Annotated in this window: 18 protein-coding genes; 10 read left to right on the forward strand and 8 right to left on the reverse strand. The window is 66.4% G+C overall.

What is annotated here, in order from left to right; genetic code table 11:
* The first annotated feature begins 6 nt into the window (after positions 1 to 6).
* Positions 7 to 1,512, forward strand: coding sequence for a PepSY domain-containing protein (locus tag ACQ5SA_RS06660; protein WP_499313568.1), 1,506 nt, complete (start codon positions 7 to 9; stop codon positions 1,510 to 1,512).
* A 242-nt stretch (positions 1,513 to 1,754) separates the two neighbouring features.
* A complete protein-coding gene (locus tag ACQ5SA_RS06665; protein WP_499313570.1) occupies positions 1,755 to 2,963 on the forward strand; it encodes a ricin-type beta-trefoil lectin domain protein in 1,209 nt (402 codons plus the stop codon).
* A gap of 77 nt (positions 2,964 to 3,040) precedes the next feature.
* Here the strand turns inward: ACQ5SA_RS06665 and ACQ5SA_RS06670 are convergent, their stop codons facing one another.
* Both ACQ5SA_RS06670 and ACQ5SA_RS06675 read right to left on the reverse strand, forming a co-directional pair.
* Entirely contained in the window at positions 3,041 to 4,174 is a 1,134-nt protein-coding gene (locus ACQ5SA_RS06670; RefSeq protein ID WP_499313572.1) for an MFS transporter, read from the reverse strand.
* Positions 4,175 to 4,185: 11 nt separating this feature from the next.
* Complete coding sequence (locus tag ACQ5SA_RS06675; protein ID WP_499313574.1) at positions 4,186 to 4,959, reverse strand: DeoR/GlpR family DNA-binding transcription regulator; 774 nt, start codon at positions 4,957 to 4,959, stop codon at positions 4,186 to 4,188.
* Between the two features lie 173 nt (positions 4,960 to 5,132).
* Here ACQ5SA_RS06675 and smqnr point away from each other — a divergent pair, with 173 nt between their 5' ends.
* Complete coding sequence (gene smqnr / locus ACQ5SA_RS06680) at positions 5,133 to 5,780, forward strand: SmQnr family pentapeptide repeat protein (protein ID WP_499313576.1); 648 nt, start codon at positions 5,133 to 5,135, stop codon at positions 5,778 to 5,780.
* A 15-nt stretch (positions 5,781 to 5,795) separates the two neighbouring features.
* Here smqnr and ACQ5SA_RS06685 read toward each other — a convergent pair whose 3' ends face one another.
* Positions 5,796 to 6,479: a class I SAM-dependent methyltransferase gene (locus ACQ5SA_RS06685; RefSeq protein WP_499313579.1), complete on the reverse strand. Its 684-nt coding sequence runs from the start codon at positions 6,477 to 6,479 to the stop codon at positions 5,796 to 5,798.
* A gap of 117 nt (positions 6,480 to 6,596) precedes the next feature.
* On the opposite strand from ACQ5SA_RS06685, the gene ACQ5SA_RS06690 reads away from it, so the two are divergent.
* Entirely contained in the window at positions 6,597 to 7,070 is a 474-nt protein-coding gene (locus ACQ5SA_RS06690; RefSeq protein WP_353099703.1) for a hypothetical protein, read from the forward strand.
* Positions 7,071 to 7,082: 12 nt separating this feature from the next.
* Here the strand turns inward: ACQ5SA_RS06690 and ACQ5SA_RS06695 are convergent, their stop codons facing one another.
* Both ACQ5SA_RS06695 and ACQ5SA_RS06700 read right to left on the reverse strand, forming a co-directional pair.
* The gene (locus ACQ5SA_RS06695; protein WP_353099705.1) at positions 7,083 to 7,808 is read right to left on the reverse strand and encodes a hypothetical protein; all 726 of its coding nucleotides are present in this window, start codon (positions 7,806 to 7,808) and stop codon (positions 7,083 to 7,085) included.
* Between the two features lie 49 nt (positions 7,809 to 7,857).
* The gene (locus ACQ5SA_RS06700) at positions 7,858 to 9,246 is read right to left on the reverse strand and encodes an aminotransferase-like domain-containing protein (protein WP_499313586.1); all 1,389 of its coding nucleotides are present in this window, start codon (positions 9,244 to 9,246) and stop codon (positions 7,858 to 7,860) included.
* 133 nt (positions 9,247 to 9,379) lie between these two features.
* Between ACQ5SA_RS06700 and ACQ5SA_RS06705 the strand changes: the two genes are divergently transcribed.
* From ACQ5SA_RS06705 to ACQ5SA_RS06715, 3 genes are all read left to right on the forward strand, one after another.
* Positions 9,380 to 10,243: a DMT family transporter gene (locus ACQ5SA_RS06705; protein WP_108266895.1), complete on the forward strand. Its 864-nt coding sequence runs from the start codon at positions 9,380 to 9,382 to the stop codon at positions 10,241 to 10,243.
* 96 nt (positions 10,244 to 10,339) lie between these two features.
* Entirely contained in the window at positions 10,340 to 11,221 is an 882-nt protein-coding gene (locus ACQ5SA_RS06710) for an SDR family NAD(P)-dependent oxidoreductase (protein ID WP_108266917.1), read from the forward strand.
* A 39-nt stretch (positions 11,222 to 11,260) separates the two neighbouring features.
* Positions 11,261 to 12,148: a LysR family transcriptional regulator gene (locus tag ACQ5SA_RS06715; protein ID WP_108266893.1), complete on the forward strand. Its 888-nt coding sequence runs from the start codon at positions 11,261 to 11,263 to the stop codon at positions 12,146 to 12,148.
* Positions 12,149 to 12,824: 676 nt separating this feature from the next.
* On the opposite strand, the gene ACQ5SA_RS06720 is transcribed toward ACQ5SA_RS06715, so the two are convergent.
* Both ACQ5SA_RS06720 and ACQ5SA_RS06725 read right to left on the reverse strand, forming a co-directional pair.
* Positions 12,825 to 14,210 carry a sensor histidine kinase gene (locus ACQ5SA_RS06720; RefSeq protein ID WP_499313590.1) on the reverse strand — a complete coding sequence of 462 codons (1,386 nt, stop codon included), beginning with the start codon at positions 14,208 to 14,210 and terminating at the stop codon, positions 12,825 to 12,827.
* Positions 14,188 to 14,871, reverse strand: coding sequence for a response regulator transcription factor (locus ACQ5SA_RS06725; protein ID WP_499313592.1), 684 nt, complete (start codon positions 14,869 to 14,871; stop codon positions 14,188 to 14,190). The genes ACQ5SA_RS06720 and ACQ5SA_RS06725 overlap by 23 nt, the downstream gene beginning before the upstream one ends.
* A 152-nt stretch (positions 14,872 to 15,023) precedes the next feature.
* On the opposite strand from ACQ5SA_RS06725, the gene ACQ5SA_RS06730 reads away from it, so the two are divergent.
* Together ACQ5SA_RS06730 and ACQ5SA_RS06735 are read left to right on the forward strand one after the other, a co-directional pair.
* Positions 15,024 to 16,208, forward strand: a complete 1,185-nt coding sequence (locus tag ACQ5SA_RS06730) for an efflux RND transporter periplasmic adaptor subunit (protein WP_499314002.1) — start codon at positions 15,024 to 15,026, stop codon at positions 16,206 to 16,208.
* A 4-nt stretch (positions 16,209 to 16,212) separates the two neighbouring features.
* Positions 16,213 to 19,314: an efflux RND transporter permease subunit gene (locus ACQ5SA_RS06735; protein ID WP_499313594.1), complete on the forward strand. Its 3,102-nt coding sequence runs from the start codon at positions 16,213 to 16,215 to the stop codon at positions 19,312 to 19,314.
* Between the two features lie 276 nt (positions 19,315 to 19,590).
* Here ACQ5SA_RS06735 and ACQ5SA_RS06740 read toward each other — a convergent pair whose 3' ends face one another.
* On the reverse strand, positions 19,591 to 19,995 hold the full coding sequence (locus ACQ5SA_RS06740) for a GFA family protein (protein WP_108266726.1): 405 nt from the start codon (positions 19,993 to 19,995) through the stop codon (positions 19,591 to 19,593).
* 164 nt (positions 19,996 to 20,159) lie between these two features.
* Here ACQ5SA_RS06740 and ACQ5SA_RS06745 point away from each other — a divergent pair, with 164 nt between their 5' ends.
* On the forward strand, positions 20,160 to 21,137 hold the full coding sequence (locus ACQ5SA_RS06745) for an Lnb N-terminal periplasmic domain-containing protein (RefSeq protein ID WP_499314003.1): 978 nt from the start codon (positions 20,160 to 20,162) through the stop codon (positions 21,135 to 21,137).
* Positions 21,138 to 21,141: the final 4 nt, after the last annotated feature.

Consider the following 21,141-nt stretch of genomic DNA (forward strand, 5'->3'; position numbering starts at 1 on the left):
GCTGCCATGTCGCTGCGATCCACTGCCAAGCGCTGGACCTACCTGGTGCACCGTTGGCTCGGCATCGGGGGATGCCTGCTGATGTTGTTGTGGTTCGTCAGCGGCATGGTGATGCTGTTCATCGGTTACCCGAAGCTGACGCCGGGAGAACGCTTGGCCGCGCTGCCCGCCTTGGCCGATACGCGCGGCTGGAAGGCACTTTCTGTGCTGCCGGAAGCTGTGCGAGAGGAGCCTGAGCGGATCGTGTTGACGACGCTGCGTGGCGAGCCCGCCTACGTGGTGCGCTCCGGGGCGAACATGGGCGCATGGTCGGCGCTTACCGGGCAGGCATTTCAGCCTGTATCGGCGCAGCTGGCCGAAGTCTCCGCGGCGCAGTTCGCCGGCGGGCCTGCCTTCGTTGGTGCCATGCCGCTGGACGAGGATCGCTGGACGCATTCGCGCGGACTTGATCCACATCGGCCGCTGTACCGTGTCCGCCTCGGTGGTGCACAGCCCGGTTATGTGTATGTGTCCTCGCGGACCGGTGAAGTGGTGCTGGATGCACCACGCCTGCAGCAGCGCTGGAACTATGTGGGCGCGTGGCTGCACTGGCTGTACTTCCTGCGCATGCAGTCGGTGGACCCGGTGTGGACGTGGACGGTGATTGTGCTTTCAGCGCTGTGCACGATGGCCGCGATCAGCGGGATCGTGGTCGGCATCTGGCGCTGGCGGTTTCGCGGGCAGTACCGGTCAGGGTCGAAGACGCCATACCAGGAGCCGTGGATGCGCTGGCACCACCTGATCGGCTTGATGGCGAGCGCATTCGTGTTCACCTGGATCTTCAGTGGATTGATGTCGATGAACCCTCTGGGGGTGTTCAGCAGCTCACGCGCTTCGCTTGACGTTGCGCGCTATCAGGGTGGGGTGCCAGCCGATACAGACGTCCTCGCGCAACCGGCTGCGGTATTTGCTGCCGTGCATACGCCGCAGTTCGTGCCGGTCGAGATCCAGTGGCGACGCATCGGCGGTGAACTGTTCGCGGTGGCGCTGGATGGCAATGCCACGTCGCGTGTGGTCACAGAACGTGGCGGCGCACTGCAGGTGTCCACTGCATTCGGTGCAGACTGGCTGCAAGGCAGGGTAGAGGCGATGTCCGACGCGCGCCTGCGCAGGTTCACCCTCCTGCAGGCGCCCGATGCCTACTTCTACCCGCGCGCTGCGGAGGCGATGAATGGCGCCGCGGTACGTCGCTTTCCGGTGGCGATGGCTGACTTCGATGACGCTGAGGCAACCCGCGTCTATGTCGACCTGGCTACCGGCGATCCGCTGTTGACGATGGGCAGGCGCGAGCGCGCAGGCCGCTGGCTGTTCTCCTTCCTGCACAGCTGGGATCTGCCCGCGCTGCTGCGGCAGCAGAACAGCCGCCTGATCGTGCTGCTGTTGCTCAGCCTGGCAGGCACTGCGCTGTGCGCCACGGCGACCGTCATCGGCTATCGGCGCCTGCGGATGACATTCTCGCGGCGGAAACGGTAACGCCAATACCTCTGGGTGGAAGGCTGTGAGACTATCCGGAGTTCCTGGGCAACGAGGGGCTGCGGTCCGTAGCCGATGTCTGCGGCCAGGAAAGTGCAGGGGCTCAATGCTTGCAGTGCTTCGATGGTAGTCCCTGGATAGGATTTCCACACAACGTAGATGGAGCAAGGATGAATTACGTTTCGATGGGTGTTCTCGCAATTGGAATTGCAGCTGCGTCTTCAGGCGCACAGGCCAAATCGTTGCCGCGTCTGTACAACTTCCCGACCACCACAACTGCCTCTGTTTCCAACGCACTTCCGGCGCCGGGGCAGGTGATCCAGCTTTCCGCGCAGGTCGATGGCCAGGCGCTGGGGCTGTATCACATTCCGGGCAACGATCAGATCGGTGGGACGGTCGAGTTCAAGGTCAATGGCCAAGCGGTGGGCAAGGTGCAGGTCAGTACGGTCAACACGCCGTTCCTCGGTACGGTTTCCGACCTGGACAAGGGGTGCTGGGCTGCCATCCGTGACGTCCAGGCCTGCACGCACAAGTACGCCTACGGCCGTCCGGCCAAGGTCGCGATCAACTACACCGTTCCGGCAGGCTTCACTACCGCGTCGATCACCGCGACGTTCAGTGGCGATGGTCAGTTCTCGCAAGGGTCTGTGTCGGCGCCGGTCAACCTGCGCAACATTCCCACCTTTGGTGAGATCCGCGGCATGGGCAACAAGTGCCTGGATGCCGAGGGCGCCAACACCGCGCCAGGTACCGCCATCCAGGTGTGGGATTGCACGCCGGGCACCGCGCAACAGCTTTGGACGGTGAAGCCCAATACTTCGACCATCACGGGCGTGCCCAGCAATCGCGTGCTCGATATCGTGGGCTATGGCACCAGCAACGGAAGCCGGATCCAGCTCTATGACGCGCATGGTGACTGGAACCAGTCGTGGAAGTTCTCCAACACGTCCATCGTCGGTATGGCCGACAAGGTGCTGGATGCCATTGGTGCGTCAAGCGCCAACGGCACCAAGATTCAGCTGTACAGTAATGCGCTGACCAGCAACCAGAAGTGGGAGTTCAATCCCGCCAACGGCTCGATTGTCGGTGTCGGTGGCAAGTGCCTGGATGTTGAAGGTGCGAATCCTGCGGATGGTACCCGTGTGCAGTTGTGGGATTGCACGGGCGTGCCGCAGCAGCGCTTCGAACTGGGCGCGGACGGGTCGATCCGTGGGCTGGGAGGGAAATGCCTGGAAGCGGCCGACGGTGCGAGCCATGATGGGAATCCGATCCGCATGTGGTCCTGCAATGGTGGCGCGCATCAGTCCTGGCGGCTGGTAGGCGAGATCCGCAATCCGCAGACCAACATGTGCCTGGACGACCCGGGCATGGGCAATTCCAACGGCTCCAAGGTGCACATGTGGATGTGCCAGGGCACCGAGAACCAGCGCTGGGAGTTCTCCTCCTACTGAGTTTTCGGCCCGATGAACCGTGCGCCTTCGCGCGCACGGTTCTTTGCAGGGGCAGGTCAACCGCCTGCCATGCAGGTTTACATCCGCAGCCACCGCGTCGACATCGCCACCAGCAACAGCGCCATCGCCACGCCGACGAACGCGGCGACCAGGCCGAGATGGTTGGCCGCGAAGCCGATCAGCGCGGGACCGGCAAGAATGCCGGCAAAGCCCAGCGTGGACACCGCCGTGATCGCCAGCGCACCGGGCATACGGGTCTGGTGGCCGGCCAGCGAGAACAGTGCCGGTGCGATGTTGGCGCACCCCAGTCCTACCAGTACGTAGCCAGCCAGCGAGGCCTGCCACGGCGTGACCAGGGTGAGTACCAGCACGCCACTGGCAGCGAGCAGGCCACCGAACGCGATCGCGCGCTGTCGGCCTACGCGTGCCACCAGTGCATCACCGAACAGGCGGGCGACGGTCATGGTCAGGGTGAAGATCACATAGCCGATGCCGGCGAGGCTGGCATCGACACGCCGCACATCACTGAGGAAGACCGCGCTCCAGTCCAGCATCGCGCCTTCGCCAAGGAAGGCGACGAACGCGAGCACGCCGATGAAAAGCACGATACCGTGCGGCAGGGCCAGCATTGGTGTGTCATGCGGCATGCGCTCGCTGTGCCAGTACGCCGCCGACAACAGCATCACCAGCAGCATGGCGCCGACGCCGATCAGCACCGACGCCAGCGGCGGCAGCTGTGCTGAGAGCAGCACGGTCATGGTTGCGGCGCCGAGGAAGCCACCGATGCTGAAGAAAGCATGGAAGCCGGACATCATCACGCGTCGTGCTTCGCGCTCGACGATGACGGCCTGCACGTTCATCGTGCAGTCCATCGCACCCACCGCGGCGCCGAATACGAACAGCACCAGTCCCAGCGTCCAGGCCGAGCCGGCCAGCACCAGACCGGGCACGGTCAGGCAGATCAGCAGGCTGCTGGTGACCATCACCCGGCGGCAGCCCAGCCGTGCGGCGAACAGGCCCGACAACGGCATGGCCAGCAGCGAGCCGGCGCCAAGGCAGAGCAGCACCAGACCCAGCGTGGCGTCGTTGATATCGGTGCGTGCCTTGGCGAAGGGCACCAGCGTGGCCCACAGCGCGGTGGCGAAGCCGGGAATGAAGAATGCAGCGCGGGTCGCGTGCTGTTCGGCACGCGCGCGGTTGGCGAAGGGCATGTGCGGTGCGGTCAGGGAGGTGTCGGGTGTACGGCGATGCCGGCGGCACGGAAACGGGCGGCCAGCGCAGGTGGTGCCGAGGTGGTCAGTACCAGATCGTCGATGTCGTCCAGGCTTGCGATCTGCCAGTTGCCGCGTGCGCCGAGTTTCTCGGTGGTGGCGGCGACGATGATGCGGCTGCTGCAGGCGACCATCGCGCGCTTGAGCGTGGCTTCCTCGGCGTCCATCGCCCACACGCCGGTATCGACGTCGACGGCGCAGGGGCCGGGCAGAAAGACATCCGCTCGCAGGTGCTGCACCTGGGCCAGCGCCTCGGCACCGACCGCGCCGCCGCCTGCGGCCAGGCGTCCACCGATCAATTGCACGGTGGTGCCGTCCTGCCACGCCGCGGCGGTAGCGATCTGTGGCGCGTTGGTGATCACCGTCAGCCTCAGCGCGCCCGGCAGTTGCTGGGCGATGGCCAGGTTGGTCGAGCCGGCATCGATCAGCAGGACCTGGCCGGGCTGCAGCAGCGTGCATACGCGGGCGGCCAGTTCGTCTTTGCCGGTGCGGTCCTGGGTCATCCGTTCGCGCAGCGGTACCGCCTTCGGGGCCGGCAGAACCGCTCCCCCATAGACGCGCTGGCACAGGCCCTGGGCAGCCAGTTCACGCAGATCGCGGCGGATCGAATCTTCCGATATGCCATAGCGGCGGGCCAGTTCAGCGGCGACTACGCGCCCTTGCTGGCGCAGCTCCTGCAGGATCAGCTGGGTACGTTCAGCGGGGAGGGTCGGGTCGGAGTTCATGCTTCAAGTGTGCATGAGTGTGCATGAACGTGCAACATCAGGTATCGGGCCAAGCGTGGCGCGACGGGCTGTACACACTCCGTCTGCAGAGGTGGTGAACCGCGCGCGGGTTCGTGCTGCCCATCATCTTTCGAGCGCGGCATCATGGCGGGGCACCCGGCACGGAACCCCGCATGTCCTCCACCCCTCACCACAAGCTGCGCATCGGCGCTGATCAATTCACCGGCCAGAAGGTGGTCGACCAGCAGTTCCGCGAGTGCGATTTCTCTGGCGCGGACCTCACCGCCACCGAATTCGTGAACTGCGGCTTCTACGACGCCGACACCCGCACCGGGTGCCGTTTCAGTGGCGCCACGTTGAAGGAAGCCAGCTTCCGCCAGTGCGACATCAGCATGTGCAACTTCAACTTCATCAAGGCGCTGGGGCTGGAAATCAGCGAGTGCCGCGCGCAGGGCGCCGATTTCAGCAACGCCAGTTTCATGAACCAGATCACCACGCGAAGCTGGTTCTGCAGCGCCTTCATCAAGAAGACCAACCTGCGTTATGCCAATTTCTCGCGGGTGACGCTGGAGAAGTGCGCGCTGTGGGAAAACCGCTGGGAAGGGGCCAATGTCAGCGGCGCCAGTTTCGCCGGGTCGGATCTGTCCGGTGGCCAGTTCGATGGCATCGACTGGAACACGGCCAACTTCACCGATTGCGACCTGACCAACTCCGAACTGGGTGAGCTGGACGTGCGCAGCACCAACCTGCGTGGCGCCACGCTGGATGTGCAGCAGGTGGCGCTGCTGATGCAGCGGATCGGCATCACCGTGGTGCCTTGAGCGCGCGTGGCGGCGCTATGCCGGCGCGGTCGGCGCATGGGCTACCCAGCCCTTGAAGCTGAAGCCGGCGTAGAACAATTCCACGTTCTCGAAGCCGGCCTCCAGCAGCAGCGCCACTTCCTGCTCGGGCGACAGCAGCGGCAGGCGCTCGGTGATGGCGGCGACCGCGCGCTGCGCATCGGCACGTGGAATACCGGAGGCCTCGCCGAATGCGGCGTAGCGTTGCAGCCAGCGATGCTTGCCGTCTGCGTCCTGCGGCACGCTGTGGTGGGCGACCACCAGCGGCGCACCCGGTCGCAGCCGTTGCCGCAGTTCGCGCAGGGTATGCAGGCGCTGTTCAACGGTGAGGAAATGCAGGGTCAGCAGGCAGGTGGCGCCGTCGAAGACCGTGTGCGGGGCATCGTCGATGTAGCCTTCCAGCAACGTGACCTGCGCCATCAATGGCCCCAGGGTCTGCTCGGCCAGCGCGAGCATGGGCGCGGCCGGGTCGATGCCGAGCATCCGCCATTGCGGATGCGCTTCGGCGAAGGCCTTGAGCTCCAGGCCGCCACCGGCGCCGAGCACCAGCACCTGGCCATCGTCGGGCACATTTTCGGCCAGCAGCAGGTGGGTCATCTGCTGCAGTCCGAGGAAACCCGGCACCTGCCGCAGCGGACCGTCGGCATAGCGGGCGACGGCGTGGGGATCGGAGAAGGACATCGGAAGCATTCCTGCAGCAATGGCGAACGTCCACTTTACCGCGCTGCGCAAGTGTCGATTGCACGATGGGCCGCCTTTGCTTAAGGTCTGCGCCTGCCCGTATCCCAGAGAACGCGAATGGACCCTCGCACAGCCCCGATGCCATCGGCGGAAGCCTTCGAACTGGCGCTGACATTGCTTGGACGCGAGGACGTGGATGAAGAGCACGCCGAGCGGGCACTGCTCGCGCTCGGCAGCGAACACGGGCCGATGCGCCGCCTGTTGGTGTGGCTGCCTGAAGCATTCGCCATGGCCTTGATCGGGCACATGGAACTGGGCGTGCTGCTGCCGCGTACATTCACCGCCTCCGACGCGCAGGGTGAGCTGCATGAACTGCCGCTCGAGCGCGAACCGGTATTCGTCGATGGCCTGCAGCGCGCCCTGGCCATGTACCACGAAGGTCCGCGCGCTGCGTTCAAGACGATCTGCGAGCGGAGTTCGTTGCTCAATGCGATCGACAATGCCTTGAACGCTGGGGCCGATCTGCAGGGTGCGACGCTTTCAGGTCCAGAGCTGCTGGACATTCCCGCAGAGACCTACCTCGTCGATTGAGCCCCGAGGTGTTCAGAGCGCGGGCTTCATTCCGTCTGCTTCCAGTCGATACAGCCCGGACAATCGCCAGTCATCCTGCACGCGTTGCAGCCGGTACTCATGGATGAGGATGCTGGAGCGGCGCTGTTGTGCGGTACGTATCGACGCTGCGTCGCCGATGATCTGCACGGCCAGGACTTGTTCCAGTGCCGGATCATGCGTTGACTCAACGCTGGGCCGGCGCATGGCGGTGTACGGGGTACCCGGAAGGGCATAGTGCTCTACCAGCTTTGCATACGACGCACTCGCCAACGCCAGGCCGCGCGGAGTGCCATGTTCTGCCACTCCTGAAAGCGAGGCCTTGTTCCAGTCCAGGAAGTCGGACTGGAAGGCGCGCATGCGCAGCACCGGTGTGCTGCCACCCAGATCGAGCGCGCTGCGCTCGAAAACGAGGAGCGGCAGAACCTCGCCGTACCTCACGTCGCGGCCGTAGCGGAAGCTGCGTTCGGCCTGCAGCCTGCCATTGCACAGCAGGGCGACGTGACCTGGCCTGCTGGAATGAACCATCACGTGCCGTTGAAAATACCCCTGTACCGGCCGGGCTTCCGCGTTGGATGCGCCCGGCGCGGTGATCTGCAGTTGGCAGTTCCCGTCCGTGGGTGCATAGCCAATGACCCGCAGTGAGCCGTCTCGGGGCCCGAACGTGATGCAACCACCGGTCAGGCTGCAGACCAAGGCGATGCCGATCCATCGACGCATGCGGACGCTCCTTGCTTGGATGGCCGGCAGGATAACGCACTGGGATGCTTCAGCTGTTCTGCTGCAGCGCCTTCCCCAGTACCTGCCAGATCTTCGGGTCCTGGCACTGCGACACATTGAATCGCACGTAATCAGCAGCTTTCTGCGACTGGCTGAAGGCATTGCCCGGCGCCACCACCACGCCTTGGCGCAGGCAGTGCCGTGCCACGGCCGAGGCATCACGGCCATCGGGCAGCTGGCACCACAGGAACAGCCCTGCTTCCGGCTGCAACCACGGCGTGATGCCCAGCTTCTGCACCTGCCGCAGGGTGTGCTTGCGCGCATCGGCCAGGCGCGTGCGCACCGCCTGCATGTGCCGGCGGTAGCCACTGTCGGTCAGTGCGATCTGCATCAGGTGTGCGGCCAGATGCCCGCCGCCGAAGCTGGTGGCCAGCTTCAGGTCGGTCAATGCCTCGATCCAGTCAGGGCGCGCGGCGATGTAGCCGCAGCGCGATGCCGCGGAGATGGTCTTGGAGAAACTGCCGACATGGATTACCCGCGACAATCCATCCAGCGCTGCCAGCCGCGGCGCCGGGCGCAGCTCGAAGTCGGCGAAGATGTCATCCTCGATGATGATCAGTTCGCTGCGTTCGGCCAGCCCCAGCAGGCGATGTGCCGTGGTCGCCGACAGCACCGCGCCGGTCGGGTTGTGCAGTCCGGAATTGGTGATGTACAGGCGCGGCGTGTACTCCTGCAATGCGCTGTCGAACACCTCTAGATCCGGGCCGGTGTGCGTGTAGGGCACGCCGATGGCCTTCACCTGATGCGCCTTCAACAGTGCGTGGTAGTTGAAGTAGCTCGGATCATCGACCAGCACGCAGTCGCCGGGTTTCAGCAGGAAACGGCAGATCAGGTCGACCGCATGCGTCCCCGATTCGGCCAGCAACAGCTGATCCATCGACGCTTCGATGCCCAGCGTGGCCGCCCGCCGCTGCAGCGTCTGCCGCAGTGCCGGCAGGCCGAGCGGCCCTGCGTAGTCGACCAGGTGTGCGGCGTCGGCGCGGGCCATGCGGCGCAGGCCACGGCGCAGGCCATCGTGGTACAGCCAGTCGCTGGGCATCCAGCCGCAGCCCGGCTTGAGGTGGCCGGACGGGGTTTCCAGCGATTGCCGCGACACCCACAGCGGGTCCACCGCGCGATCAAGACGCGGTTCCATCTCGGCCAGCGCCAGCGGTGCTGCCGGGCCAGCCACGTAGAAGCCGGAGCCGGCGCGCGCGGCGATCACGCCTTCGGCCGCCAATCGTTCGTAGGCCTCCACCACGGTGGACACGGAAACGCCCATCGTCGCCGCCTGCGCGCGCACCGATGGCAGGCGGCTGCCCGGGCCATCCAGGCGTGAACTGATGCGTGAGCGGACGGCGTGGATGACGCTGTCGATGCGGCTGGGTGGTTGGGACATGAGAGCGACTGTAAGGGAATTGTGGGCAGTACAGTTACTTGTGACTGTACTGGATTGTAGCTGTGTATCGCCGGTGCCCGGTGGCTCAATGATGGGCACAGCCGGCTATTGCCCGGTACTTCTGGAGCAGGGTGTGGAACGGTCGGCAAGCGGGTGGATCAATGGTTTCATCGGTGTGGTGATCTTCGCCGGCTCCTTGCCTGCCACTCGCATGGCGGTGATGGAACTGGACGCCAGCTTCGTCACTGCCGCACGCGCCAGCATCGCCGCGTTGCTGGGGCTGGTGCTGCTGCTGGCATTGCGGCAACCGCGCCCGGTCAGAAGCGATCTGCCCGGCCTGGTGCTGGTCAGCCTGGGAGTGGTGGTGGGCTTCCCGTTGCTGACCGCGCTCGCCCTGCGCCACGCCTCCTCGGCACACACCATCGTGTTCCTCGGACTGCTGCCGCTGAGCACGGCGGTATTCGGTGTCCTGCGCGGCGGCGACCGGCCACGCCCGGCGTTCTGGGTGTTCTCGCTGCTGGGCAGCGCCTGCGTGGTCGGCTACGCCGCACGCAACGGCATCGAGGCCTCGCTGCAGGCCGACCTGCTGATGCTGGCGGCGATTGTGGTATGCGGGCTCGGCTACGCCGAGGGTGGCCGTCTGGCCCGGCATCTTGGCGGTTGGCAGGTGATCAGCTGGGCACTGCTGTTGGCACTGCCGGTGATGCTGCCGCTGATGGTGGCGATGCGCCCGGTCTCGTTCACAGCGGTCGCTGCCTCGGCCTGGTGGGCGCTGGGTTATGTAGCGGTGTTCAGCATGCTGATCGGGTTCCTGTTCTGGTATCGCGGTCTGGCCCAGGGCGGCATCGCGGCAGTCGGCCAGCTGCAGCTGCTGCAGCCGTTCTTCGGCCTGGCGCTGGCGGCGATGCTGCTGCACGAGACCGTCAGCGCGGGCATGCTGCTGGTGACCGTGGCGGCGGTGATCTGCGTGGCCGGTGCCCGTCGCTTCAGCCGCTGACAGCACAGCCCCATCGTCGCGCGATACCGTTGGCGTATCGCGCGGGCGTGCAAACAGTATTGGCCGAGGATGATGGCGCTCGCCGATGCTGGCCGGATGAAACCCAATTCCAGTATCTCCTTCGAAGGCCAGGTGGGCCTGGTGACCGGTGCCGCCGGTGGCCTGGGCCTGGCCTACAGCCGCCTGCTGGCGCAACGTGGGGCGCATGTGGTGATGCATGACGTGGGCGCTGCAACGGACGGCACGGGCGCCGATCCGCAGCGCATCGCCACGGCGGTGGCGGTCCTGCGCAGCCAGGGCCTGCCGGTCGAGGCCGCCAGTGGCCCCATCAACCAGCGCAATGGTTGCCATGCGCTCGTGCAGGACATTCTGCAGCGCCACGGTCGCCTGGACTTCATCATCCACAACGCCGGCTGGGTGGCCTATGCCGGTATCGAAGCGGTGGAAGACGATGCGCTGGAGCAGATGCTGTGCCTGGCCGCGAAGACACCGCTGTGGCTGGCACAGGCGGCATGGCCCGCGATGCGCGCTGCCGGCGGCGGACGCATCGTGCTGACCACCTCCGATCGCGCGCTGTACCCGCAGTATGCGCAGCGCGGCCTGTGCGGCTACGCGATGGCCAAGCTGGCCGCGCAGGGGCTGGTCAATGTGCTGGCCCTGGAAGGCGCCGAGCATGGCATCGTGGTCAACGCGGTTTCGCCGGTGGCCAAGACCCGCATGTGGGGCATCGACGGAGAGCCGGATGAACTGCATCCCGATGCCGTGGCTACCGGGGTGGCCTTCCTGGCTTCGACGCGCTGCCGGCAGGGTGGCTGGATTCTGCGTGCCAGCAATGGCCAGTTCCATGCACTGCGGCTGCAGGAAGCAGAGAACGTGGACTATCCACGCGACCTGCGCGCCGTGGCCGCCGACAGCATCGAATCGGTGGCGCTGCAGTGGCCGGTCATTGCACGGCCGAGTGTCGACGCGCGCGGCTGAGCGCGTACCCTAGGCGGGTCTCCACCTGCCTGCGATGAAATGATCGATCTGCGCCTGCTCCGCCAGTTCGTGGCGGTGGCCGAAGAACTGCACTTCCATCGCGCCGCTGCACGCCTGCACATGTCGCAGCCGCCATTGACGGCGGCGATGCGGCGCCTGGAAGACGAAGTGGGCACGGGATTGATCGTGCGCGGCAACCGCACGCTGGGCCTGACCGCGGCGGGGCAGACGCTGCTGGTGGAGGCGCGCGCGACGCTGCAGCAGGCCGAACAGGCGCTGCAGCGCACGCGCGAATCGGCGGCAGGGCAGACCGGCAGCCTGCGCGTAGGCTATGTCGGCAGCGCACTCTATGGGCGCCTGCCGGCGCTGATCCGCCAGTTCCGCCATGCGTTTGCTCAGGTGCAGCTGCATCTGCACGAAGCCACCTCGCGGCAGCAGCAACAGTGGCTGCGCGAGGGGCGCATCGACCTCGGCATCCTGATTCCGCCGATCATTTCCGCAGAACTGCATCTGCAGGCATTCGACCATGATCGACTGGCCATCGCCCTGCCGCGCGCGCATCGGCTGGTCGCACAGCAACGGCTGGGCGTCGCAGACCTGGTGGACGAGCCCTTCGTCTCATGGCCATCGGCCGAAGGTGTCGGCTTCCATGCACAGGTGCTGGGCCTGTGTACCGCTGCCGGCTTCACACCTCGGGTCGTGCAGGAAGCGCAGGGCATGCACGCAGTGCTGTCGCTGGTGGCCGTGGAAGCGGGCGTGGCGATCGTGCCGGCAAGCATGAGCGGGTTCCGTCCCGAAGAAATCGTCTATCGGCCACTGGACGGCAGCAATGCTGCGTTCGAACTGCAGTTCTGCATGCGCCCGGAATCGCCCACGCCGGTGCTGCAGAATTTCCTGGCGATGGCAGCGCAGCCGGTAATGTCGTGATTGCCGGTTGAGCAGCCGTGCTGCATGCGCGGGTGCGGCGGTGCTCTGCGTCGTGCCCGCCCCGGAATGTGATCCGGCCTGCAGTTCTGTCCTTCGAATTGGGCCTGCAGCAAGCCAGAGGCACCGGCGCGGGGAATCCCTACATACCGCCTCGGCTACGACGACCAGCATGTGCCCGTCGGCCATCATCGGTCGGCTGGGATTGGCGTCCCACAATCAACTCTGGCACGTGATCGGCAGGCGCACGGATGGCGCCTTCGGATCACGTGACCCGCTGTCCGTGGTGGGCGATGTGTGGGGATCACCATGATCCGCCGGTCAGTCCCAGAGTTGTCCGGTACGCCAACCCGCATCGCCCGCCGCCTGTTCGTGGTCAGCCACGAATGCGTTGATCGCGCTTGCCTCGGGGGGGCAATGCGCGTCGCGCATGGGGAGCGGCGGCGGGCGGTGCATCTGTCTGGCGGTAACCAGGGCACCGTTTGCCTTGGGGCGGGGCATCGGTAGTTGCAGGGATCAGAACCGATCGCTGACGGTGCCGGTGACTACGCGTGGGTAGCCAGCGAAACAATCGCCACAGGCGCGGCATGGCGCGTAGTAATGCCTGCGGTGAGGTTGGTGATGTTCAAAGCCCAGGTCCAGTTGGTCACCTGCACACTTGCGGGTGGTGGGCCGGGCCTCAGGGGAGGCCGTCTGCGGCACCGCGGATGCTCATCCAGGCGCCGCCGTCGGGCGCGCTGCCGGCGCGGACGCGGAAGCCGTGCAGTCCGGCAATGGCGGCCACGATCGACAGCCCCAGGCCAAATCCGGGGCCTTGCCCGGCAGTGCTGCTGCCGCGGAAGAAGCGCTGGTAGATCAAGGTACGGTCCTGCGGCGGGATGCCCGGCCCGTTGTCGATCACATCGATGCGGGGCGCGCCGTGGTCGTCCACCGCGCGCAGCAGGATGCGCCCGTGCGCAGGCGTGAACTGCAGGGCGTTGGACAGCAGGTTGGCCACCGCCTCGAACAGCAGCTCGCGATCGCCACGCAGCATGCCGATCTGCGGCGCTACCTGCAGCTGCAGCTCCTGTTGCTTCTCTTCGGCCAACGGCAGGTAGAACTGGTGCAGCTCCTGCAGCAGGTCGGCGATGTCGACCTCGTCGAAGGCGGAGCGGCGCTGGTGGCTTTCCAGCTCGGACACGCGCAACAGCGCAGCGAAGCGCGCCATCAGCATGTCGGTCTCCGTCAGCGCCTTGTCCAGCGGGTCCGCATGCGGGTCGTGCTCGTCCAGGCCCACGCGCATGCGGTAGAGGTGCGCACGCAGCCGGGTGAGCGGTGTACGCAGGTCATGCGCGATGCTGTCGCACACGCCTTTGACCTCGGTCATCAGCTGTTCGATGCGTTCCAGCATGGCGTTGACGATGCTCGACAGCCGATCGATTTCATCGCGCCGGTTGGACACCGGCAACCGTTGCCCGAGGTCGCCGGCAATGATCCGGTTGGTGGCCGCTTCGATCTGCTGGATCCGCTTCAACGGGCGCCGGCGCAGCAGATGCCAGCCCACCAGCCCGGGAATGACAGTCAGTGACACGCCCCACAGCAGCGCATCGAGGATGATGCTGTTGACCGCCATGAGCTTGCCGTTCTGGCGCACGAACACCAGTGTGCGGCCATCCCGGGTCACTACGCCGAGCGCGCTGCCACCGCTCTCGTGCCGGCCATCGACCAGTGTCCAACCCGCAACAGGATGCGAGTTGCCATCCAGCGGCAGTCCCTCGGGAATGGCCGTCAGCGGGCCCGCCATCGGCATGCCGGCGCTGTCGAACAGCCCGTACGTATACACCTGGTGCAGGTCGAAGCGCTGGCTGTCGCGCAGCGCGTCATCCAGTGCCGGGCCGTCGAAGCTCATGAACAGATGAGCGCGCTGCTGCAGACCCGATTCGGTCAGGTTGTTCAGGTAATCCGAGATGCGCCAGTACATCACCCCCAGCAGCATGCTCGACCAGGCCACGAACAGGATGCAGTACAGGCCAAGAAGGCGGCTGCTGGACGAGCGCCACTGATCAGGGCTGCGCGTCGAAGACATAGCCGGTTCCTCTTACGGTCTTGATCGGCTGCGTGCGGCCGGGCTGCTCGATGCGCTTGCGCACACGGCCGATATGCACGTCAATCAGGTTGGTGCCCGGATCGAAGTGGTAGCCCCAGACTTCCTGGAACAACATCGTGCGGGTGACCACCTGGCCGGCATTGCGGACCAGGAATTCGAGCAGCTTGAACTCGGTCGGCAGCAGGCTGATCTCCTGGCCGCCGCGGCGCAGCGAGCGGCTCATCAGGTCCAGTTCCAGATCACCGGCGCGCAGCACGCTGTCGGCTGTGCCCATCTGGCCATGGCGGCGGATCAGCACCTCCACGCGCGCCGCCATTTCATCCGAAGCGAACGGCTTGGTCAGGTAGTCGTCGCCACCGGCGCGTAGCCCGCGCACGCGCTCGTCCACGTCCGACAATGCGCTGATCATCAGCACCGGCGTGGTCACGCCTTCGCGGCGCAGTGTGGTGACCAGGGTCAGCCCGTCCACGCCCGGCAGCATGCGATCCAGGGTGATCACTGCGTAGTCACCCGCGCGTGCCAGTGCCAGGCCATTGCTGCCATCGGCTGCCAGGTCGACCTCGAAGCCGTGGCTGCGCAGCTCGGTGGCGATTTCCTCCGCGGTGACAAGGTCGTCCTCGATGGTGAGTACGCGCGGCATGGGCCACTTTGCAGATTGGGACCAGCGCATCCTCGCAACCACGGGCGTGCACTGCAAATGAAAAATGTTTCATGCGTTTTTCGCTGGATCGCAGCGCCGGGTCTTCTATATTCGGCGCCGAGCGCTCCCCCCGCGCGTGGAACCTGCTGCCGATGACCCTTCCGTACTCCTTCCTGCCGGCTGTGGCCAGGCGCCGGCCCCGAACCTGGCGCCTGCCGCTGCTGTTGCTGGCCCTGGCGACTCTGCTGGCCGGCTGCGGCAAGGACGCGCCCAAACCAGGCAGGGCGACGCCGGAAGTTACCGTGCTGACGCTGCAGAACCAGGCGCTGGCGCTGGAGCAGGAGCTGCCGGGACGCACCATCGCCTCGCAGGAATCGGATGTACGCCCGCAGGTGGACGGGGTGCTGGTGAAGCGGCTGTTCGAGCAGGGGCAGCTGGTGAAGGCCGGGCAGCCCCTGTTCCAGATCGAGCCGGCGCTGTACCAGGCCGCCCTGAACGAGGCGCAGGCCAACCTGAAGACCGCCGAAGCGGCCGCCGTGACCGCGCGCCTGCGGGCGCAGCGGATGCAGGCGCTGGGCAAGGACCAGCTGGCCGCGCGGCAGGACGTGGACGATGCCATCGCCAGTGGCCAGCAGGCGGATGCGGCGGTGCAGGCTGCGCAGGCGGCGCGCGATACCGCCAGCACGCGGCTGGGTTTTGCCACAGTCACCGCTCCGATTGCCGGTCGCATCGGGCGCGCGCTGTTCACCCCGGGTGCGCTGGTGACATCCGCCCAGGCCGATCCGCTGGCGCGGATCCAGCAGGTGGATCCCATGAACGTGGACATCACCCAGTCCAGCAACGAGTACCTGGCGTTGCGTCGTGCCATTGCCGAGGGTGGCGTGCAGGCCAACAGCGCGCCGGTGCGGCTGCGGCTGTCCGATGGCACCGACTACCCGCTGCCGGGCACGCTGGAGTTCGCCGACATCGATGTGCAGCAGGAGACCGGCAGCATCACCCTGCGTGCGCAGTTCCCCAACCCCGAAGGACAACTGCTGCCGGGCATGTACGTGCGCGCGCAGGTGGGCCAGGGCACGCAGCAGCAGGCGCTGCTGGTGCCGCAGTCGGCGGTGGACCGCAGTGCCAAGGGCGAGGCGCAGGCGTGGCTGGTCGACAAGCAGGGCAAGGCGCGGCTGCGTACCTTCCGCACCGCACGCGCGGTCGGCAACCAGTGGCTGGTGCTTGATGGTATGAGCGCCGGCGAGCAGGTGGTGGTGGCGGGCGCGCAGGGCCTTGCCGACGGCATGCCGGTGCGGGTAAAGCCCGCGCCCGTGGCTGCGCCGGCCGGAAAGGACTGAGCGCATGCTGCCGCGCTTTTTCATCCACCGCCCCGTATTCGCCTGGGTACTGGCGATCTGCATCATGGCGTTCGGCACGATTGCGGTGACCCAGCTGCCGGTCGAGCAGTATCCGGACATCGCACCGCCGCAGGTCAACATCACCGCCAACTACACCGGCGCGTCTGCGCAGACGGTGGAAGACAGCGTCACCCAGGTGATCGAACAGCAGATCAAGGGCATCGACCACCTGCTGTATTTTTCCTCCACCAGTTCGTCTTCGGGGCAGGCGCGGATCACGGTCACCTTCGACCAGAGCGCCAACCCCGACATCGCCCAGGTGCAGGTGCAGAACAGCGTCAACCAGGCCATCAACCGCCTGCCGCAGGAAGTGCAGCAGCAGGGCGTGACCGTGGCCAAGTCGCAGGGCGACTCGCTGATGGTGGTGTCGCTGTACGACACCAGCCGGCGCATGGAGCGGGTGGACGTATCCGACTTCCTGGTCAGCAACGTACAGGATCCGATCAGCCGCATTGCCGGCGTCGGCGAGATCAATGTGTTCGGTTCGGCCTATGCGATGCGGGTGTGGCTGGATCCGCACAAGCTGCGTGCCTACGACCTGATGCCGTCGGATGTGCGCAGTGCGATCCAGGCGCAGAACACCCAGGTCACGGCCGGTGAACTGGGGGCGCTGCCGTCCAGTGCGACGCAGAGCCTCAATGCCACCGTCACCGCGCAGTCGCGCCTGCAGACCCCGGAACAGTTCCGCGCGATCATCCTGCGCACGCTGCCCAGCGGTGCGGCGGTGCACCTGGGCGATGTGGCGCGGGTCGAAATCGGCGCGGAGAATTACCAGACCAGCAGCTACCTCAACGGCTATCCGGCCGCGGGTTTCTCGGTGACCCTGGCCTCCGGCGCGAACGCATTGGCCACTGCCGACGCGGTGCGCGCGGAGATTGAACGGTTGCGGCCGACTTTCCCGCCCGGCCTGCAGGTGGCCTACCCGCGTGACAGCACACCGTTCGTGCGGGTCTCGATCGAGGGAGTCATCCATACCCTCATCGAAGCCATCGTGCTGGTGGTGGTGGTGATGTTCCTGTTCCTGCAGAACCTGCGTGCCACGCTGATCCCGGCGATCACGGTGCCGGTGGTGCTGCTGGGTACCTTCGGCGTCCTCGCGGTGGCCGGCTTCACCATCAACACGCTGACCCTGTTCGCGATGGTGCTGGCCATCGGCCTGCTGGTCGATGATGCGATCGTGGTGGTGGAAAACGTGGAGCGCATCATCCACGAAGAACATCTGCCGCCACGCGAGGCGACCGAGAAGTCGATGGGCGAGATTACCGGTGCGCTGATCGGCATTACCGTGGTACTCGGCGCGGTGTTCCTGCCAATGGCGCTGTTCGGTGGTTCCACCGGCATCATCTACCGACAGTTCTCGATCACCATTGCATCTGCCATGGCGCTGTCGGCGCTGGTCGCGCTGACCCTGACCCCGGCGCTGTGCGCGACCCTGCTCAAGCCCTCGTCGGCGCAGAAGCCACCGGGGCGCTTCTTTGCTGCGTTCAATCGTGGCGTCGAACGCAGCCAGTCGGCCTACCAAGGCAAGCTGGGCGGCGTGGTTGCCCGTCCGCGGCGCTGGATGGCGTTCTACCTGCTGGTGGTGGTCGCTATGGGCGTGCTGTACGCACGTATGCCGACCGGCTTCCTGCCGGTGGAGGACCAGGGCCAGGTGACGTTCCAGTTCTCCACGCCGGAAGGCACGCCGATGGCCCGTACCGAGGCGCTGGGCGAGCAGATCAGCCGCTACTTCATGGAGCACGAGAAGCAGAATCTGGACGTGGTGTTCGTGGTGGTCGGTCGCAACAATGCGGGTACCGGCCAGAACGCCGGGCAGGGCTTCCTGGCTCTCAAGCCGTGGGACGAGCGCAACGGCGACAACACTGCGGCAGCGATCATCGCGCGTGCCAATGCCTATTTCCGCAAGCTGCCCGACGCCAAAGTGAATGTGCTGGCACCACCAGCCGTGCGTGGCCTGGGCCAGTCCAGCGGTTTCGAACTGTGGCTGCAGGACACCAGCGCGGCAGGTCGCGTGGCCTTGCAGGCGGCGCAGGAGCAGGTGGTGCGTGCGGCCGGCGAAGATGATGGGCTGACCTCGGTGCGCTTGAACGGGCTGGGTGACAAGGCCGAGCTGCGGCTGGACATCGATCACGCCCAGGCCAGTGCGCTGGGTCTGGCCCAGGCCGACATCAATTCCACGCTGTCTTCCGCTTGGGGCGGCAGCTACATCAATGATTTCCTGGACCGTGGCCGGGTCAAGCGTGTCTACATGCAGGGCGACCAGCCCTACCGCAGCGTGCCCGACGACATCGGCCAATGGTATGTGCGCGGTGGCAACGGTCAGATGGCCTCGTTCGCCAGCTTCGCCAGCAGCCACTGGGCGCGTGGGCCGCAGCTGCAGCAGCGCTTCAACGGCCTGCCTGCGATGCAGATCCAAGGCAGTGCGGCGGAAGGGCGCAGCTCGGGTGAAGCGATGCAGCGCATGCAGGCGCTGGTGACCGATCAACCCGGGTTCGATCTGCAATGGAGCGGGCTGTCCTACCAGGAACAACTGGCCAGCAACCAGACCCTGTACCTGTACGCCGCGTCGATTGCCTTCATCTTCCTGTGCCTGGCCGCGCTCTACGAGAGCTGGACGGTTCCGGTGGCGGTGGTTCTGGTGATCCCGCTGGGCGTGATCGGTACGGTGCTGGCGACCACGGCTGCGGGCTTCGTCAATGACATCTACTTCCAGGTGGGATTGCTGACCACCATTGGACTATCGGCAAAGAACGCGATCCTGATCGTCGAGTTCGCCGAAGCGCGCTACCGCGCCGGCAGTTCGGCGGTGGAAGCGGCACTACAGGGCGCGCGTCTGCGCCTGCGGCCGATCGTGATGACCTCGCTGGCCTTTGTGGCAGGCGTCATTCCGCTGGCGTTGGCCACCGGCGCCGGCGCGGTCAGCCGCCGTGAAATCGGCATGAGCGTGATCGGCGGCATGCTCTCGGGAACGGTGCTGGCGGTGGTGCTGGTGCCGCTGTTCTTCGTGCTGGTACGGCGGCTGGGCAGGGCGCGGCCGGTGCACTGAGGGCAGGGCCGCCAGCTGTCATCTGCATGCCGCAGGGCCATCACCCGGTCTTGGCCTGGGCATCGGTACGGTAGATCGTCCCCGCCCCCAACGGAGACCTGCCATGTGGTTGATCGACCGACTCTGGCCCCCGCGCCCCGTGCTGCCCGCTGAGACGCTGCCGCCTGCAGCGGACACGCCCGCGCGTCGAGCGCCGTTGAAGCGCCCGTTGCGCGTCGGCCGGGCCAGCATGGCCCCGTGGCAGAAGATCGCGCCGCCGCCCCGGCGCAGCCGGCACTAACCGGTACGGTCGGCGGGGTGGTTCACCCCGTCATTGACCGGAATCGTTCCCAGCGCGAACGGATCGATGCCTTCCAGGCAGGCCACGTTGTAGCCGTACTGGTCCGGGTTGGAGCGGCGGCGGTGGTGTGTGTAGATGCCACAGATCCCGCAGAAATAGTGCTCGGCCACGTGGGTGTTGAACTGGTACAGGCGCAGATGAGCCTGGCCGCGCACGATCTGCAGCCCGTCCCGTGCCACGCTGGCGGCGATGGCCCCGCGGCGCCGGCACATCGAACAATCGCAGCGGCGCGGGTCGACGATGCCCTCGGGCAGGTCCAGCAGCAGCTCGACCGTGCCGCAATGACAGCTGGCCCGGTGCTGCGCCTGCACGGCTACGCCGGCCACGGTGGTGATGCCCATCTCTGCTCCCTGCGCGCCCTTGGTGGGTGCCAGTATGCCCCGGTCGCGCCAGCCTGAACCGGTTGTAGATGTCGCCGTGAGGCGGCTTGTGGCTAACTATGCCGCCCCGGGACCTCGACAGGACGCCAGTGAAAGCCGCAGGACGATGGATGACAGGATGTGTGATGGTGCTGCTGGCGCTGTGGGTGGCCGGTCTGTTGACCTACCAGATGCCCGGGCCGGGCTGGCTGGGCGGCGCTGTGGCGTTGCTGTGGTTGCTGGCCGCCGCCTGGGCGGCCTGGCAGGTGGCGCGCGGCCGTGGCACGCGCAGGCTGTGGGCGGCCTTCGCCGGCGCTCTGGCGCTTGCGGGGCTGTGGTGGCTACTGCTGACCCCGCGCCAGGACCGCGACTGGGCCGATGACGTGGCGCAGCGCCTGCACGTGGAATCCTTCGATGGTCGCCACGTGGTGCTGGACAACGTGCGCGATTTCACCTGGCGCACCGAGACCGACTACGACGCGCGCTGGGTGCGCCGCAGCTACGACCTCGACCAGCTGCGTTCGGCCGACCTGGTGCTGTCGTACTGGATGGGCCCGGCAATCGCCCACACCCTGGTCTCGTTTGGATTCGAGGACGGGCGCCACCTGGTCTTCTCGCTGGAAATCCGCAAGGAGCGCGGTGAATCGTTCTCGGCGCTGGGCGGCTTCTTCCGCAAGTTCGAGATGACGCTGGTCGCCTCCGAAGAAACCGACATCATCCGCACCCGTACCAACGCGCGCGGCGAGGATGTCTACCTGTACCGCCTGCACGGCATGGACCGCAACCAGCTGAAGACCCTGTTCGCTGCCTACATCGACCAGGCGCGGCAACTTGATGCCACGCCCGGCTTCTACAACACGCTGACCAGCAACTGCACCACGATCGTCTTCGATCTGGCGCGGCATATTGCCCCGCGCCTGCCGCTGGATTATCGGCTGCTGGCCTCGGGTTACCTGGCCGAGTACGCGCAGGAGGTGGGCGCGCTCACGCCTGGCGTGCCGTACGCCGAACTGCATGCCAAGGGCCGCATCACCGAGCGCGCGCTGAAGATGGCCCCCGACGATGATTTCTCCACCGTGATCCGCCAGGGCATCCCCGGCACCGAGCAGGACCCGCAGCAATGACCCC

Source organism: Stenotrophomonas indicatrix (genome assembly GCF_050573115.1).
Taxonomy (GTDB): domain Bacteria; phylum Pseudomonadota; class Gammaproteobacteria; order Xanthomonadales; family Xanthomonadaceae; genus Stenotrophomonas; species Stenotrophomonas lactitubi_A.

What these genes read in the sequence shown, in the direction of transcription:
- ACQ5SA_RS06745 (WP_499314003.1), top strand. Translation starts at nt 20,160, where the DNA reads ATGGTGCTGCTGGCGCTGTGGGTGGCCGGTCTGTTGACCTACCAGATG.
- ACQ5SA_RS06695 (WP_353099705.1), bottom strand. Translation starts at nt 7,808, where the DNA reads ATGCGTCGATGGATCGGCATCGCCTTGGTCTGCAGCCTGACCGGTGGT.
- ACQ5SA_RS06720 (WP_499313590.1), bottom strand. Translation starts at nt 14,210, where the DNA reads ATGTCTTCGACGCGCAGCCCTGATCAGTGGCGCTCGTCCAGCAGCCGC.
- ACQ5SA_RS06685 (WP_499313579.1), bottom strand. Translation starts at nt 6,479, where the DNA reads ATGTCCTTCTCCGATCCCCACGCCGTCGCCCGCTATGCCGACGGTCCG.
- ACQ5SA_RS06740 (WP_108266726.1), bottom strand. Translation starts at nt 19,995, where the DNA reads ATGGGCATCACCACCGTGGCCGGCGTAGCCGTGCAGGCGCAGCACCGG.
- ACQ5SA_RS06690 (WP_353099703.1), top strand. Translation starts at nt 6,597, where the DNA reads ATGGACCCTCGCACAGCCCCGATGCCATCGGCGGAAGCCTTCGAACTG.
- smqnr (WP_499313576.1), top strand. Translation starts at nt 5,133, where the DNA reads ATGTCCTCCACCCCTCACCACAAGCTGCGCATCGGCGCTGATCAATTC.
- ACQ5SA_RS06730 (WP_499314002.1), top strand. Translation starts at nt 15,024, where the DNA reads ATGACCCTTCCGTACTCCTTCCTGCCGGCTGTGGCCAGGCGCCGGCCC.
- ACQ5SA_RS06725 (WP_499313592.1), bottom strand. Translation starts at nt 14,871, where the DNA reads ATGCCGCGCGTACTCACCATCGAGGACGACCTTGTCACCGCGGAGGAA.
- ACQ5SA_RS06700 (WP_499313586.1), bottom strand. Translation starts at nt 9,246, where the DNA reads ATGTCCCAACCACCCAGCCGCATCGACAGCGTCATCCACGCCGTCCGC.
- ACQ5SA_RS06710 (WP_108266917.1), top strand. Translation starts at nt 10,340, where the DNA reads ATGAAACCCAATTCCAGTATCTCCTTCGAAGGCCAGGTGGGCCTGGTG.
- ACQ5SA_RS06670 (WP_499313572.1), bottom strand. Translation starts at nt 4,174, where the DNA reads ATGCCCTTCGCCAACCGCGCGCGTGCCGAACAGCACGCGACCCGCGCT.
- ACQ5SA_RS06675 (WP_499313574.1), bottom strand. Translation starts at nt 4,959, where the DNA reads ATGAACTCCGACCCGACCCTCCCCGCTGAACGTACCCAGCTGATCCTG.
- ACQ5SA_RS06715 (WP_108266893.1), top strand. Translation starts at nt 11,261, where the DNA reads ATGATCGATCTGCGCCTGCTCCGCCAGTTCGTGGCGGTGGCCGAAGAA.
- ACQ5SA_RS06660 (WP_499313568.1), top strand. Translation starts at nt 7, where the DNA reads ATGTCGCTGCGATCCACTGCCAAGCGCTGGACCTACCTGGTGCACCGT.
- ACQ5SA_RS06735 (WP_499313594.1), top strand. Translation starts at nt 16,213, where the DNA reads ATGCTGCCGCGCTTTTTCATCCACCGCCCCGTATTCGCCTGGGTACTG.